Annotated in this window: 8 protein-coding genes; 7 read left to right on the forward strand and 1 reads right to left on the reverse strand. The window is 36.7% G+C overall.

Features of this window, described 5'->3' with window-relative positions; all coding sequences use genetic code 11:
• The first annotated feature begins 67 nt into the window (after window positions 1-67).
• Complete coding sequence (locus tag OXQ85_RS05230; protein ID WP_267402759.1) at window positions 68-4435, forward strand: CusA/CzcA family heavy metal efflux RND transporter; 4368 nt, start codon at window positions 68-70, stop codon at window positions 4433-4435.
• A 2-nt stretch (window positions 4436-4437) separates the two neighbouring features.
• Window positions 4438-5694, forward strand: a complete 1257-nt coding sequence (locus OXQ85_RS05235; protein ID WP_267402760.1) for an efflux RND transporter periplasmic adaptor subunit — start codon at window positions 4438-4440, stop codon at window positions 5692-5694.
• A gap of 218 nt (window positions 5695-5912) precedes the next feature.
• Here the strand turns inward: OXQ85_RS05235 and OXQ85_RS05240 are convergent, their stop codons facing one another.
• A complete protein-coding gene (locus tag OXQ85_RS05240; protein ID WP_267402761.1) occupies window positions 5913-6512 on the reverse strand; it encodes a helix-turn-helix transcriptional regulator in 600 nt (199 codons plus the stop codon).
• Between the two features lie 120 nt (window positions 6513-6632).
• On the opposite strand from OXQ85_RS05240, the gene OXQ85_RS05245 reads away from it, so the two are divergent.
• The 5 genes from OXQ85_RS05245 (at window position 6633) to OXQ85_RS05265 (ending at window position 15604) form a co-directional block, all read left to right on the forward strand.
• The gene (locus OXQ85_RS05245; RefSeq protein WP_267402762.1) at window positions 6633-7028 is read left to right on the forward strand and encodes a YbjN domain-containing protein; all 396 of its coding nucleotides are present in this window, start codon (window positions 6633-6635) and stop codon (window positions 7026-7028) included.
• Between the two features lie 20 nt (window positions 7029-7048).
• Window positions 7049-7750, forward strand: a complete 702-nt coding sequence (locus tag OXQ85_RS05250; protein ID WP_267402763.1) for a PspA/IM30 family protein — start codon at window positions 7049-7051, stop codon at window positions 7748-7750.
• Between the two features lie 3 nt (window positions 7751-7753).
• Window positions 7754-8407: a hypothetical protein gene (locus OXQ85_RS05255; RefSeq protein ID WP_267402764.1), complete on the forward strand. Its 654-nt coding sequence runs from the start codon at window positions 7754-7756 to the stop codon at window positions 8405-8407.
• 106 nt (window positions 8408-8513) lie between these two features.
• A complete protein-coding gene (locus OXQ85_RS05260) occupies window positions 8514-10523 on the forward strand; it encodes an SPFH domain-containing protein (RefSeq protein ID WP_267402765.1) in 2010 nt (669 codons plus the stop codon).
• A 263-nt stretch (window positions 10524-10786) separates the two neighbouring features.
• Complete coding sequence (locus tag OXQ85_RS05265) at window positions 10787-15604, forward strand: DNA repair ATPase (protein ID WP_267402766.1); 4818 nt, start codon at window positions 10787-10789, stop codon at window positions 15602-15604.
• Window positions 15605-15985 lie beyond the last annotated feature (381 nt).

Below are 15985 nucleotides of genomic sequence, written 5' to 3' on the forward strand. Positions count from 1 at the left end.
ATTTTTGTCGCTCTTTATTCCTTTTTTTTGATGGAATAAACTCGATTTTCAATAAAAATTAAATCTAATGCTGGATAAAATCATAAAATTTAGCATCAAGAATAAAATTGTCATAGCGATAATGACCTTGATGTTGATTATTTGGGGGACTTGGAGTGCTTCCAAATTACCGATCGATGCCGTACCTGACATTACAAATAATCAGGTACAAATAATCACCGTTTGCCCAACGTTGGCAGGTCAGGAAGTAGAGCAATTGGTTACTTTTCCTATCGAACAGAGTATTGCCAATATTCCTGATATCGAAGAAACCCGAAGTATTTCAAGATTCGGACTTTCCGTGATTACGGTTGTTTTCAAAGAAAATGTAGATATTTATTTTGCCCGTCAGTTGATTAGCGAACAGTTAAAACAGGCTTCCGAAGAGATTCCAAAAGGAGTCGGAATCCCTGAAATGGCTCCCGTAAGTACAGGTTTGGGTGAAGTGTATCAGTATATTCTTCATCCGAAAAAAGGAAGTGAAAAAAAGTATAGCAGTAAAGAACTGAGAACCATGCAGGACTGGATTGTGCGCAGACAGCTCAACGGAACGCCAGGAGTTGCAGAGATTAACAGTTTTGGTGGGGAATTAAAACAATATGAGGTCGCCATCGATCCAAATCGCTTGAAGGCGATGGGGATAAGCATCAGCGATATATTTACGGCCCTTGAAAAAAATAATCAGAACACAGGTGGAGCTTATATTGATAAAAAACCAAACGCCTATTTCATCCGTGGTATTGGAATGGTGACTTCGATTGAAGACATTAAAAATATTGCGGTAAAAAATGAAACAGGAAGTGTTCCTATTTTCATAAAAGATGTCGCGAATGTTGGTCTTGGTCATGCCGTTCGTTATGGAGCTTTAACATATAATGGTGAAGTAGATGCCGTTGGCGGTGTTGTGATGATGCTCAAAGGAGCCAATAGCAATGAAGTGGTTCAACGTATTAAAGATAAAATTCCGACGATCCAAAAATCGCTTCCGGAGGATGTGGTGATCGAACCTTTTTTAGATCGCACAGATTTAGTTGGAAGATCCATCAACACGGTTGAAAAAAACTTAATTGAAGGAGCGTTGATCGTTATTTTCGTTCTGGTACTTTTCCTCGGAAATTTCAGGGCAGGATTAATCGTGGCATCAGCCATTCCGCTTTCTCTATTGTTTGCGTTGGGAATGATGAATGTTTTCGGAGTAAGTGCCAATTTAATGAGCTTAGGAGCAATCGATTTTGGTTTGATTGTAGATGGTGCCGTGATTATTGTTGAAGCTACCTTACATCATTTAGGCTTAAGAAAAACCAATAAAATCCTCACGCAATCTGAAATGGATGAAGAAGTTTTTCTTTCGGCATCGAAGATCAGAAGTAGCGCAGCTTTTGGAGAAATTATCATCTTAATCGTTTATATTCCGATCTTAACTTTAGTTGGTGTTGAAGGGAAAATGTTCACGCCTATGGCAAAAACAGTCGGATTTGCCATTTTAGGAGCATTGATTTTATCATTAACCTACATTCCGATGATGAGCGCTTTATTTTTGTCTAAAAAACCTTTACACAAAGAGAATTTTTCTGATAAAATGATGAATAAGCTTCAGAAAATCTATCAGCCTTTATTGGAAAAAGCTTTAAAAATAAAATATGTGCTCGTCGGAGGAACGGTTGCATTGTTTGCGATTACTGTTTTAATTTTCAGTAAAATGGGAGGCGAGTTTATTCCTCAGCTGCAGGAAGGCGATTATGCTTTTCACTGTATTTTGCCACAAGGAAGCTCTTTAAGCCAAAGCATTGAAACTTCGATGCAGGCTTCAACAAGAATTATCAAACAGTTTGATGAGGTTAAAATGGTTGTTGGCAAAACCGGAGCTGCCGAAGTTCCGACCGATCCGATGCCGCCGGAAGCCACGGACCTGATTGTTGTTTTAAAACCTCAGAAAGAATGGAAAACAAAAAAATCCTACGAAGATTTAGCTGATGAAATTTCCGAAAAGCTGGAAACAATTCCCGGAGTTTTCTTTGAGAAAAACCAACCGATTCAGATGCGTTTTAATGAATTGATGACAGGAATCAGACAGGATGTTGCCGTGAAAATCTTTGGTGAAAACTTAGATTCCCTTTCTGTATACGCAGACAAGACGGCAAAGATTATTCAGTCGGTTCAGGGAGCAAATTTACCACAAATTGAAAGAATAAGCGGGCTTCCGCAGATTAATGTGGAATACGACCGAACCAGAATGGCAAATTACGGATTGAATATTGAAGATGTGAATAATGCCGTAAGCACAGCTTTTGCAGGGCAGTCTGCCGGTCAGGTTTTTGAAAACGAAAGACGGTTTGATCTGGTGGTTCGTTTAGACAGTTTGCATCGAACCAATATTGAAGATGTTAATAATCTGATGATTTCAACCAATTCCGGGGCTCAGGTTCCGCTTTCTCAAGTGGCGAATATAAGTTATAAACTGGGACCTGCTCAAATTAGCCGTGAAGAGGGAAAAAGAAGGATTGTGATTGGTTTTAATGTAAAAGACCGTGATGTGCAAAGTGTTGTTGAAGAAATTCAGCAAAAACTGGATCAACAAGTGAAATTGCCTTCCGGATATTATTTTACCTATGGAGGGCAGTTTGAAAATTTAAAAGCCGCCAGCGAAAGATTGATGATTGCCGTTCCGGTTTCATTGTTATTGATTTTCATGTTGTTGTATTTTACTTTTCATTCGTTTAAACAGGCCGTATTGATTTTTACAGCTATTCCGATGAGTTCGATTGGAGGAGTTTTTGCCTTATTGTTAAGAGATATGCCGTTCAGTATCAGTGCCGGAATCGGGTTTATTGCCTTATTTGGAGTTGCCGTTTTGAATGGAATTGTTTTAATCGGAACTTTCAATCAGCTCGAAAAAGAAGGCGAAACAAATATTTTAAAGCGAGTTTTAGAAGGAACTAAAACAAGATTAAGACCTGTTCTTATGACGGCAACCGTCGCTTCATTAGGATTTTTACCAATGGCGATTTCCACGGGTGCGGGCGCGGAAGTTCAAAAACCTCTGGCAACCGTGGTTATCGGTGGATTGGTGACGGCGACTTTTCTGACTTTGTTTGTGTTGCCGATGTTGTATATTATTTTTAATTCTACTATTAATTTAAAAAAAAGTACATCTAAAGCAGGACCAACGGTGGTAGTTTTAGGATTTTTATTTTTGGGATCAATGTTTAAAGCACAACAGGGAAAACCTGTAACCATCGAAGAGGCAATTCAAATGGCTTTAACCAATAGTGACTTAATGAAGTCTAAAGATTTAGATTTAAAATCATCTGAAGCTTTGATGCCTACCGCAAAAGAACTCCCGAAAATGAATGTTGATGCTCAGTTGGGGCAATATAATTCTAAGAAATTCGACCAATCTTTTTCTATTTCTCAAACCATTCCGTTTCCGACTTTATTTAAAGCAAAAAAGGAATTGATTAATGAGGAAATTAAAGGAAAGCAAATCAGCAAAGAGATTTCTGCAAATGAACTGGCAAAGCAGGTGAGAACGTATTATTATCAGATTGAATATCTGCAGTATAATCAATCAAAATTGGAGAATCTGGATAGTTTGTATAACGATTTCATCAGAATTGCAACGGTGAGATTTAAAGCGGGAGATATTAAAAAGATTGAAATTAATACTGCTGAAACCCAGATAGGTGAAATTAATCTATTGCTGAAGCAGAATGAAGTGTATTTGATGAATGCTTATAAAAATTTTAAAACAGTTTTAAATACATCTGAAGATCTGGCTGTTCCGTTTGACTTAAATTACCAACCTTTAAAAGTAAGTGATATATTAGACAGTTCAGCGATTGCAAAACACCCTTCTGTACAAGCTTTTTATCAGGAAATGGAGATTGCGGAAAAGAATAAAAATGTTGAAAAATCGCAAGGACTTCCGGAATTTACGATCGGGTATACCAATCAATCTTTGATCGGTTTTCAGACTGTGAATGGGATGGAGCAGTATTTTAACGGAGGAAACAGATTTCATTCGGCGACCGTCGGCGTTTCCATTCCTCTCACTTTTGGAGCAACAAAAGCGAGAATACAGTCGTTTGATTATCAGAAACAAATGGCGGAATCGAATGCGAAATTTCAGCAAAAACAACTGGGAGCTCAGCTCGAAAATGCTTTCAGCCAATATCAGCAGAATGTAAAACAATATGAATACTATATGAATCAGGCGATTCCTAATGCTGAAAAGATTACCAAAGCCGGACAATTAGGCTATAAAACCGGAGAAATCTCTTATGTAGAATATCTTTTCGCATTACAGACGGCTACCAATATTCAGTTGAAATATCTGCAGTCTATTCAGCAGGTGAATGAATCTGTCGTTACTATTAATTCAATTATCAATCAATAAAAATGAAAATCAAATATAGCATCCTTTCTTTAATTCTGGTTAGTATTTTAGCAGTTAGCTGCGGAAAGAAAGGCTCCACAGAAGAAATTCAGGGAGAAGTAAAAACTCAACAGGCGGAAGTAAAACATGAAGAAGCGCCGCAAACCATCGCGGAATTAACTGATGAACAAATGAAGTCAGTCGGTGTAACATTGGGAACCATCGAAATGAAAGAATTAACCTCAACCATCAAAGCTAATGGATTATTGCGGGTTCCTAATAACAATAAGGCAACGGTTACCTCTTTGTATGGAGGAATAATTAAAACCATTAATTTTCAGATTGGCGATTTTGTAAGGAAAGGTCAGGTTTTGGCGACCGTCAGCAATCCGGAATATATTCAGCTTCAGGAACAATATCTTACGGTAAACAGTAGAATTTCTTTTGCAGAACAGGAGTTCAGAAGACAAAAGGAGCTTTTTGACAACGATGCCGGAGCTAAAAAGAATCTTCAAAGTGCCGATGCGGAACTGAAAAGTCTGAGAACGCAGAAAGCTTCTTTACAAAGACAGCTTCAGATGATGGGAATTAGTCCGGGAAGTGTAAACAACGGAAATCTAAAATCGGGTCTGGCTATTACAGCTCCAATCAGTGGAACGATCAGCAATATTAATGCACAGATCGGGAGCTATGTTGATATTTCGTCGCCGGTTTTGGAAATTATTGATAACAATTCGATTCATCTTGATTTACAGGTTTTTGAAAAAGATTTGCCTAAAATGAGAGTGGGGCAGATTGTTCATTTTAAACTCACCAACAATCCTGAAACAGAGTATGATGCCACCATTTACAGCGTAGGATCTACTTTTGAAAATGAAAACAAAACGATTTCCATTCATGCCAATGTAACAGGGAATAAAACAGGCTTAATTGACGGAATGAACATCACTGGAATTGTAAGTCTTGATAAAAGTACAACACCAGCCATTCCTAATGAGGCTATCGTAGAAGCAGACGGAAAATATTATGTTTTTGTGCAGACCGATAAAAAACCTGATGAGCATGAAGAGGAAAATAATGGGAGCCATGAAAAAGGAAAGCCTAAAAATCAATCAAAAACAATGAATTTTGAAAAGGTTGAAATCATCAAAGGCTCAACGGACATGGGCTATACAGCGATTACTTCTGTAGGAAATATTTCTCCGAATGCTAAAATTGTGGTGAAGGGTGCCTTTTTCGTGAATGCCAAACTGACCAATTCAGGAGAGCATGAGCATTAGAATTGTATCTGATGTATTCTGAAAGATAATCTTTAGATTTTAAAACATCTTGATTAATGGGAGCGGACTTTTGGTCCGCTTTCTTTATGTCTTTGTGATTAATTTGAAATGGTTTAAACTTAAAAAATAGGCTTGTAGATAAAGAAGATGACACTGGTTTTATTTTAGTACTAAAAAATAATTAATTATCATTCGTGGATTCGTGGCGTGAAAACACATCATTTCCTCTCCAATCTCTCCAACCTCTCCAAAATTTCCCCAAGAATATTCTTTTTTTCCGCTAAGGAAATATAGCCAACTATTTTATAAAATTCGGCTTGCGGTATTTCGTTTTCTGTAATTTCAGAATAATATGTAAGATTTCCGTCAATATGAGCGATAAGAGTTGAGAAAGGGTCTTTACTTTGATCGGCCTTGTTTAAAAACAAAATATCACCGTATTGATAATTAGATAAAAGACTATTGCTTTCAGAGAATTCATATACTAAATCTATATTTGCTAATATTTTTTGCATTTTTACAGTGCTGGGATCATTATGTAAAACCACATTTGGCAAATGATCTGCTGCAAACATTAAATGATCGATATCTGAACCGCTTGCTAATTGATTAACCTGTAATGTTTCTGTTAATAAATTATGTAAATCTAAATTGAAGTAATCTGCTACTTTTAATAAGGTTTCTATTTTGGGTTCTGCGCGTCCTTCTTCATAAGAGCTGATTACCCCTCTGTTAAGTTCAAAAAGGTCTGCAAATGCTTTCTGGCTAAGCCCTCTTACCTGTCTTATCTTCTTTATATTAGTCCCGAAAAAGCTCATAGTCTAATCTTTTTTGCAAATATACGGCAAATGAATGAAATTTATTGCTAAAAATATTTGCATTTTGAAAATTAAAATTCTATATTTGTGAAACAGAATTAGTAATAAACATGGATGCTTATGAGAAATCAAATATTTAGAAGAGTTAAAGAATGGCTGTTGGATAGTGGTTTTAATATTACTTTAGATGATGAAGCCAGAAGGATTCTTATCATTGAGAAAGAATCGCACGGAATCAAAAATATGATCCTTATCGTCTCGGATTCTATCCTTATTATGGAGCAGTTTCTTTTCGAGGTTAAAAATCCGACGGAGAAAATATACAAAACCCTTCTTCAGAAAAACAGAGATATTGTACACGGTGCTTTTGTTTTAGACAATACCGGAAAACGCGTGATCTTCAGAGATACGCTACCGACTGATAATATGGCACAAAACGAGGTTATGGCCTCTATCAATTCTTTGGGAATTCTTGTCGGTGAATTTACCAATGAAATGATCGAAATGAGTAAGTAATTCCACTAAAAATATTTAAAATGAACATTTTCAAAAGATTAGTAAATATAGGAAAAGCAGAGCTTCATTCTGTGATTGATGATTTCGAAGACCCTATAAAATTAACGGAGCAAGGAATCAGAGAGATGAAAGAGCAGCTTGCTGAGAAAATTGAGGCATTGGCACAGTTGAAAGCATTGTCTATCCGCAAAAAAAATGAAGCGGAAGCAGAAGAATTATCGGCTAAAGAGTATTATAAAAAAGCAGTGCTGTTGGTTCAAAAAGCAGAAAAAGGAGAGGTTGATGGCGCAGAAGCAGATCGTCTGGCAAAAGAAGCTTTAAAAAAGCAGGCTGCAGCATTGGAGCATGTAGTTTCTCTGAAAGAAGAGTCTGATAAGCTACACGGGGATTGCGATAAAATGCAGGGAAATATTGATTATCTGAAAGCGAGTATTTCTAAATGGGAAACAGAGCTTAAAACATTAAATGCCAGAGTTCAGGTGAGTGAAGCGACTCGCGATATCAATCAAAAAATGACCCAGATAGATACAGGCGGAACGGTAAGTATGCTGGAGAAGCTGAAGGATAGAGTAATACAGCAGGAAGCCGAGGCGGAGGCTTATCTGGAGATTTCCAAAGCAGGAAAATCAGTGGATGAAGAGATTGATGCTTTGGTGAAGAATGAGGATACAGAAGCAGGAGATGCTTTACAAAAACTAAAAGAATCACTTAAAAAAGGCTAAAGAATGACCTTTCAGGAATTTTTACATATTGCGTTTTCTCCCGTAAATACGGTTCTGAGCGTGCTTTTGGCACTGTCAGTCATTTACTGGATTTTTACCATGCTTACAGGGTTAGATATTGATGTCGGAATAGATTCTGACTTAGATGTCGATACGAATATAGACGCTCCGGACGGCCATATTCATATTTCGGACGATCCTTCTGCCTGGGCGCATTTTCTCAAATTCCTGAATCTGGATATTGTTCCGATGACCTACTTTCTTACCTTGGTTCTTTTACTTACTTGGTTGGGGTCTATTTACCTTAATGTTTTTATTTCGTTGCCCACTTGGGCAGAAGCATTAATGGTTGTTCCGTTGTTGATCGTGAGTTTGTTTGTAACGAAACTGATTTTAAAGCCACTCAATCCTTTTTTCAAAGAAATCAATCATAAGGGAGAAAGATCTCACGATTTTCTGGGAAGAGAGGGAAGGTTAAAATCTACTATTGAAGGCGAAAAGATCGGGATGATGGAAGTTTTCATCGGAAGCGATCCTATGATCCTGATGGTGAAAAGCAACAACGGAAAAAAGCTGGAACACGGAACGCGGGTGATGATTGTAGATGAAGAGCCGGGAAGAAAATTCTACGTTGTAGATCATGTTTTTAAATTTTAAAAACCAATGTCATGTTTTCTCTTTTTATGCTCATTCTGAACTATATTTTATCATTTCTTTAAATTTTTAACCAAAAAAAACACATTAATATATAAACTATTAAATTATGAACATACCTTTAATTGTCGGAATCATTGTTGTTGTAATTGCTACGGTAGGGCTCATTTTCTGGGTACTGTCGATGTACAAAAAAACTGTTCAGGGAATTGTAATGCTTAGAACAGGATACGGAGGCACAAAAGTATTTTTTAATGCCGGAATTGTAATTCCTGTGATCCACCGTATGGAATCTATGGATATTTCAGTTAAAAAGCTTGAAATTTCCAGAGAAGGAAGGGCTGGATTGATTTGTAAGGATAATATGAGAGCCGATATTCAGGTGGCTTTCTTTATCAGAGTAAATAAATCGGTGGATGATATTGTGAATGTGGGTCAAACAATTGGTTGCCAAAGAGCATCGGATACCAATACTTTGCGCGAGCTTTTTGAAGCTAAATTTTCAGAAGCCTTAAAAACAGTTGGTAAAAAATTTGATTTTACCGAATTATATGAAGCAAGAAGCGAATTTCGTCAGGAAATTTTAGATATTATCGGAACAGACCTGAATGGTTACGTGTTGGATGACTGTGCGATTGATTATCTTGAACAGACTTCTATTGATAAATTAGATAAAGACAATATCTTAGATTCTGAAGGGATCAAGAAGATTACAGAATTAACCGCCACTCAGAATATTAAAGCCAATCAGGTTCGCAGAGACGAGGAAAAAACAATCACCAAACAGAATGTAGAAGCCCGTGAAGCCATTCTTGAATTGGAAAAACAATTGGCTGAAAAAGAAGAGTCTCAAAAAAGAGAAGTTGCCAATATCAGAGCGCGCGAAAATGCAGAGATCTTAAAAGTGGAAGAGGAAGAACGTCTGAAATACGAATCCGTAAGAATTGCTACCGAAGAAAAATTGCAGATTGCAGAAGAAAATAAATTACGTCAGGTGGTTATTGCTGCTAAAAATAAAGAACGCGCCGATCTTGTAGAAACTGAAAGAGTGCTGAAAGATAAAGCGCTTGAAGCCACAGAAAGAGAAAGAATAGTTTCCTTGGCGCAAATTGAAAAAGACAAAGCGATTGAGCTTGAAAAGAAAACTATTCAGGATGCAATTCGTGAAAGATTGACCATGGAAAAAACAGTGGTGGAAGAGCAACAGGGAATCAAAGATCTTGAAGCTTTTAAAACCGCTGAAAGAACAAAGCAGGTGGAAATCACGATGGCGACTCAGGAAGCGGAGAAAAAATTAATTCAGGAAACAAAAGCCGCAGAATCCCGCAAATTGGCAGCCGAAAAAGATGCTCAGAAATATGTCATCGAAGCTCAGGCTAAAAGAGATGCTGCTGAAAAAGAAGCAGAAGCCCGCAAAATCATTGCTGATGCCAAAGCGAAAGAAGAGGCAACGGTAGGTTTATCTGAAGCTCAGGTAATGCAAGCGAAAGCAGATGTTGCCGAAAGACAGGGAATTGTGGAAGCGATTGTTATTGAGAAAAAAGCAGATGCGATCAAGAAGGAAGGTATTGCTCAGGCTGAAGTTATCAAAGAAAAAGCATTGGCAGAAGCAGCCGGAATTACAGAAAAAGCCGAAGCGATGAAAAAGCTGAATGATGCAGGAAAAGAGCACGAAGAATTCCGTTTAACATTGGCTAAAGAAAAAGAAGTGGAATTGGCACAAATTTCTATCCAGAAAGAGATTGCAGACGCTCAGGCATTGGTATTGGCAGAAGCATTCAAATCTGCAAATATCGACATCGTTGGCGGTGATAACACATTCTTTGATAACGTGATTCGTCAGGTTTCTGCAGGAAAAGGAATTGATAAATTCATCAATCACAGTGAAAATGCCCAATTGCTGAGAGATAATTTGCTGGATGGTAATGAAAATATCATCAGCAAAGTAATGAGAATGGTGAATAAATACAATATTTCATCAGAAGATATTAAAAATATGAGCGTTGCTTCATTGATATTTAAATTGAATGGCGTGGCAGATCAAAATGAAAAAGGAATTCTGGGTAAAGCACTCGACATGGCAAAACATTTAGGAGTAGATCAAAAGCCTTTGCAATAACCATTGGAGAACCATTGAACTCAACATAAACATCAGTAAAACTCTCATGGTCGATAGCGGATTTTCGCGAAAACTTTGAGAGTTTTTTTAACAAAAATTTTATGTATCTAGAATTTACAGTATTTAAATTTTATGGTCTTTGCTGAGTGAAACGCCTTTGCGAACTTAAAAACATTGAGTATTTTAAAAAAACTTTGCGGGCTTTGCGTTAAAATTAAATACTATTAAATCGGGATAAGCATAAAATTATTTAAACCAAAATTATGTCAGAAAAACTTAATTCAGGGATATACGAAATTATTCAGAACCGTCTGAATGAGCAGAAAAACGACCTTGTTGAAAGGCTTCAGAAGCTGAATGAAAAACGTAAAAACATTTTCGGAGGTATCGATTTTTCATTAATTGCCAACGAAAGAATTTCTACAGATCACAGCTGTGTGGCAAAGGATATTTTTTCTTTCAACGATCTTCTGATTTTCGGTTCCAATGCACATTTGGGAATGCAGACTGAAGTAAATATTACCGATGTTTTTTCCATTCATAAAATTAATAATAACCGTTTTGAACCTCAGGATGTTTCATTAATCAATGATGAAATTTTTATTGATGAGTTCAAAAATTTATATAAATATTACAGAAATACCTTTTTTGCCCGTTTTTACTTCACGGAAAACTATCTGTACATGGTATTCCAGCTTTCTGAAAGCACAACGGACATCAAGGCATTCAAGTGGTTAATTAAAGAAAATACGCTAGTTTATATTGATTCTAGAAGTGCTTCCGAGGTCAGTTATCCGCCACAACATGGCTTTACATGGACGAAAGCAACCCGCGATATGCAGCGAAACGGAAAATATCCTCATGTTTCTCTGGCAGATAAGGTTTTTGTGGAATCTATCGGAGGCGATCTTACCATTAAAATTGAAGATAATACAGAAACGGGAAAAGGAATTTATTCGGAAGATGTGGTTCATAAAGATCAGAATCTGGATGATGCTGAAATTCATTTCTGTGATTTGGGGAATTTGGTTTTGTTTAAAATCAGGCCTTATCAGGAAACGGAGCGTTATTTTATTTATAACCATAAGGAAAAGACAGTCTCCAGGGTTGATACTTTAAAATATGCGGCGGTTTTGCTTCCCGAAAGTCAGGGAATTTTATTTTCAAATGGTTATGCACTGCAAACCGGAGGTTTAAAGGTCATTTCTCAGGATCAAAACAGGTTACATTATCTGAAAACTATTCCTGAACCTAATGGTGAAAATTTTTTATATGTTTTCTATGATGATAAAACCAATAATTATCAGCTGATTTCGTATAATATCATCACACAGACTATTGAAACGCCCATTCGATGCAGTGGCTATACAATTCTGCACGACGGAAGGCTGATTTATTTAAGGGAAAGTGTAGAAACTACGAAGCACCATCTTGCCCAGATCTGGCAGTCGCCATATTCGAAAGAATTACAGGAAAATACTGAAAAATCTGATAATTTATTATACAAAATAGGAAATAAAGACATCGTTCGCGTGATGGCTGAAAGTCAGGAATTGATTACTTTATTGAATAAAAAAGATTCTTACAGCGGACTTTACGATGATATTGTTAAGCTTTCCACCACGATTCTCGATGCTTATTACTTTTTGGGTGAAGAAGAAATTCAGCATCTCGATCAGCCTTTAAAAGAGATCAGGCAAATTGCCCATTCGGCGATCAATGAATACGAAAAAGTCGTTGAACAAAAGAAAAATACGGCAGAAGCGATTGAAAAAATAAAGCTAGCCTGTGAAAAAACGCTTGATGATACAAAGAGAATTCATTATTCTGAATTAACGGAATATATCGATATGCTCTCCCAAATCCGCGCCCTGCGTGGAGAAATTACCAGTGCCAGAGAACTGAAATATGCCGATACTGAGATTCTTGATGGTTTGGAAAAATCGCTTTCAGAGCGTTCGGAAGAACTTTCAAATGCTTGTGTCACTTTCCTTTTGCAGGAAAACTCGCTGTTACCTTATCAGCAACGTGCAGAAACGATTACTGAACAGATTATTCATCTTGAAAAAGCCATTGATGCAAAAGCCATTGAGGAAGAGATCAATAACCTGTCTGCTCAGTTGGAGCTTTTGGTAGATATTGTGAACAATCTGAAAATTGAAGATACCTCACAGTCGACTCAGATTATCGAAAATATTTCCCTGATTTTCGCCAGATTGAATCAGGAAAGATTAGAACTTTCAAAAAGAAAAAGAGAAATTTCAGGAAAAGAACTTTCTGCTGATTTTCAGGCACAAACGACTTTGTTTGATCAGTCGGTCATCAACTTTTTAGAACTTTCTCAGACGCCGGAAAAATGTGATGAATACCTTACCAAGCTTTCCATTCAGCTGGAAGATATGGAAACCAAGTTTGTTGATTTTGAAGAATTTATTCAGAAGATCGTCGAAAAAAGGGAAGAGGTATATGGTCATTTCCAGAATAAAAGGGTTCAGCTTACCGAATCCCGAAATAAAAGAACTCAGAATTTTTATGATTCTGCGCAAAGGATTTTAAAATCTGTTCAGACCAAAGCCGAAAGTTTTGACAGTGAAAACGAGATCAACGGCTATTTTGCGACCGATCTTATGGTGGAAAAAGTCAGAGATATGGCCCGACAGCTTATGGAAATGGAAGATTCTGCCAAAGCGGAGGAAATTCAGACGCTACTGAAAACTTCTCAGCAGGAATCTGCACGAAAACTGAAAGATAAGAAGGAAATTTATGCAGATGGAGATCATGTAATTGCGTTAGGTGATTATAAATTTGCCGTCAATCGCCAGAAGCTTGATCTTACGATGGTGCTTAAAAATGCACAGTATTATTATCATTTAACTGGAACAAGCTTTTACGAACCTCTCGATTTTGAAGCGCTTTCAGATTATAAAGAAGTTTGGAATCAGGAATATATCTCTGAAAATCAAAAGGTAAAACGCTTCGAATATTTATCATGGAATATTTTTAACCAAAATAAAAATATCGTGGTGGAAGAAGAAAACCGACAATTGATTCAGCACTTTATGATGGAACATTTTGGAGAAGGTTTGGTAAAAGGAATTCATGACGAGGATGCTTTGCTGATCACAACCAAACTCCAGCAGATGCATAACGAATTGGGACTGATGAGGTTTACTTCTCAGGAACGTTCCGTTGCTCAGCTTTTCTGGAAGTTTCTGGATCAGGAAAGAAAGGCTTATTTTGCTAAACAGTTTGAGGCAGCGACACTTATTTCGCAATCTTTTACCACAGATAAAGGTTTTCAGTATCTCGTGAATGAATTGTCTTCTGAAATAGAATTGTTTGCCCGAAACAGTAATTTTTTCGTTGAAACTAGTTTTGAGAATGCCGCCATTTATCTTAAAAAGGAAAACAGAGAACATTTTATCGTCTCTGAAAAAGCCGGAAATTTATATGAAGCATTCTTTTCAGATCTTAAAGAAAAAGGGAAAGACCTTGAATTTGCAGATCAGATCGAGGCTTTATATCTACATCCTTCAGCGTGTTATTTTATTGCAGAAAGTGCTTTGCAGGCATTTATTTTCAGCAAAGAATTAAATGTTGAGGAAAATATAAAACAGGAAACGGCAACTTTTTTAGTAACTCAGAATTTTAATGAAAAAAATATTCAGCACGTTGCCTATGAAACCTCATTGAAAAGTTTAAAATCGTTGGAAAAAGATGTGGAATATCATCTTAATTATTATGAATTTTCTTCGCGTTTAGATTATTTTAACGAAGTTACAGTTCCAAAATACAAAAAGCTTCAGGAATTGAAATCAACTTGGGTCAGCAGCAAGAAAAAATCGTTGAAACTGGAGACTTTCCAGTCGCAGGTGCTGAGTTCATTTGTCAGAAATAAACTAATTAGTGAGGTTTACTTTCCTTTAATCGGAGCTAATTTGGCCAAACAGTTAGGAACGGTCGGAAATGATAAAAGAACCGACAGAATGGGAATGCTGCTTTTGATTTCGCCACCGGGCTACGGAAAAACTACGTTGATGGAATATATGGCCGACAGAATGGGGCTTGTTTTTATGAAGATTAACGGGCCGTCGATCGGGTATGATATTATTTCAACCGATCCAAGTGAAGCTAAAAATGCCGGAGCAAAACAGGAACTGGAAAAGTTAAATTTGGCTCTGGAAATGGCTGATAATGTGATGTTATATCTTGATGATATTCAGCATTGTAATCCGGAATTTTTGCAAAAATTTATCTCTTTGGCAGACGGACAACGAAAAATTGAAGGAATTTATAATGGAGAAAGTAAGACCTATGATCTTCGTTCTAAGCGTTTCTGTTTGGTGATGGCAGGTAATCCTTACACAGAAAACGGGGAGAAGTTTAAAATTCCGGATATGTTGGCGAACCGTTCTGATACGTATAATTTAGGTGAGATTTCGGGAAGTAAAACCGAATTATTTGATTTAAGTTTAATTGAAAATGCGCTGACTTCCAACGATTATTTAAGCCGATTGACACAACCGGGAATGGAAAATTTATACAGACTTTACGACGCCGTGCAGGCAGATAATCCTGCGGTTGACCTGTTAGGAAATTTTAGCTCAAATGAGATTTCAGACTTTAGAAAGGTACTTGAAAACACCATGAAAGTACGTGATATTGTGCTTAAGGTGAACAGCCAATATATCGCTTCCGCAGCAATGGCAGATGATTATCGTAACGAACCGCCGTTTAAGCTTCAGGGTTCTTACCGAAATATGAACAAACTGATCGTACAGATGCAGCCTATTCTGAAAGATGATGAGGTTGTGCAGATTGTGTTAAATCATTATCAAAATGAATCTCAAACGTTGACGACGGGAGCGGAATCCAATATGTTGAAACTGAAAGAAATGATGAACATTATGACCGAACATGAAAAATTACGCTGGGAAGAAATAAAAAAGACTTTTGTCAAAAATAAAATGATAAAAGGTCTTGGTGATAATGATCGAATGGTTCAGGTAATTTCTCTTTTAACCCAATTCAGCGAAGGTTTGGAAGGCATAAAAGAGGTTTTGCAAAACAGGACAACCTAAACAAATTAAATTCAATGTAAATACAAAGCCAACTTATCATGAAGTTGGCTTTTTTCATCGATAAATATCTACATTCTTCATTGGTAATTTTATTTCGCAATATTGTTACTTTGTAGTATAAAATTTACCGTATAAACAATAATTAATGTTTTAAATTTTTGTTTTATATAATTAGGTAAATAATTTATAGCTATGGTTGATAGGCTGTAGTTGTAATCAATACAAATGATGAAACTGTTTTTAATATAAGGTAACCTTGGAAACCGCTTCTTAAAAAGCAGATAAAAAAACACACACAATATAAAGAAGTCAAATAGGCTTTTTAGGTTATTAGTTTGAAAGGAGGATTTTTTGCCTCCTTTCTTTTCAAAAAATTCCGCT

The sequence above is a fragment of the Chryseobacterium sp. GM_Chr_2 genome, from assembly GCF_026540445.1.
Classification (GTDB): Bacteria; Bacteroidota; Bacteroidia; order Flavobacteriales; family Weeksellaceae; genus Chryseobacterium.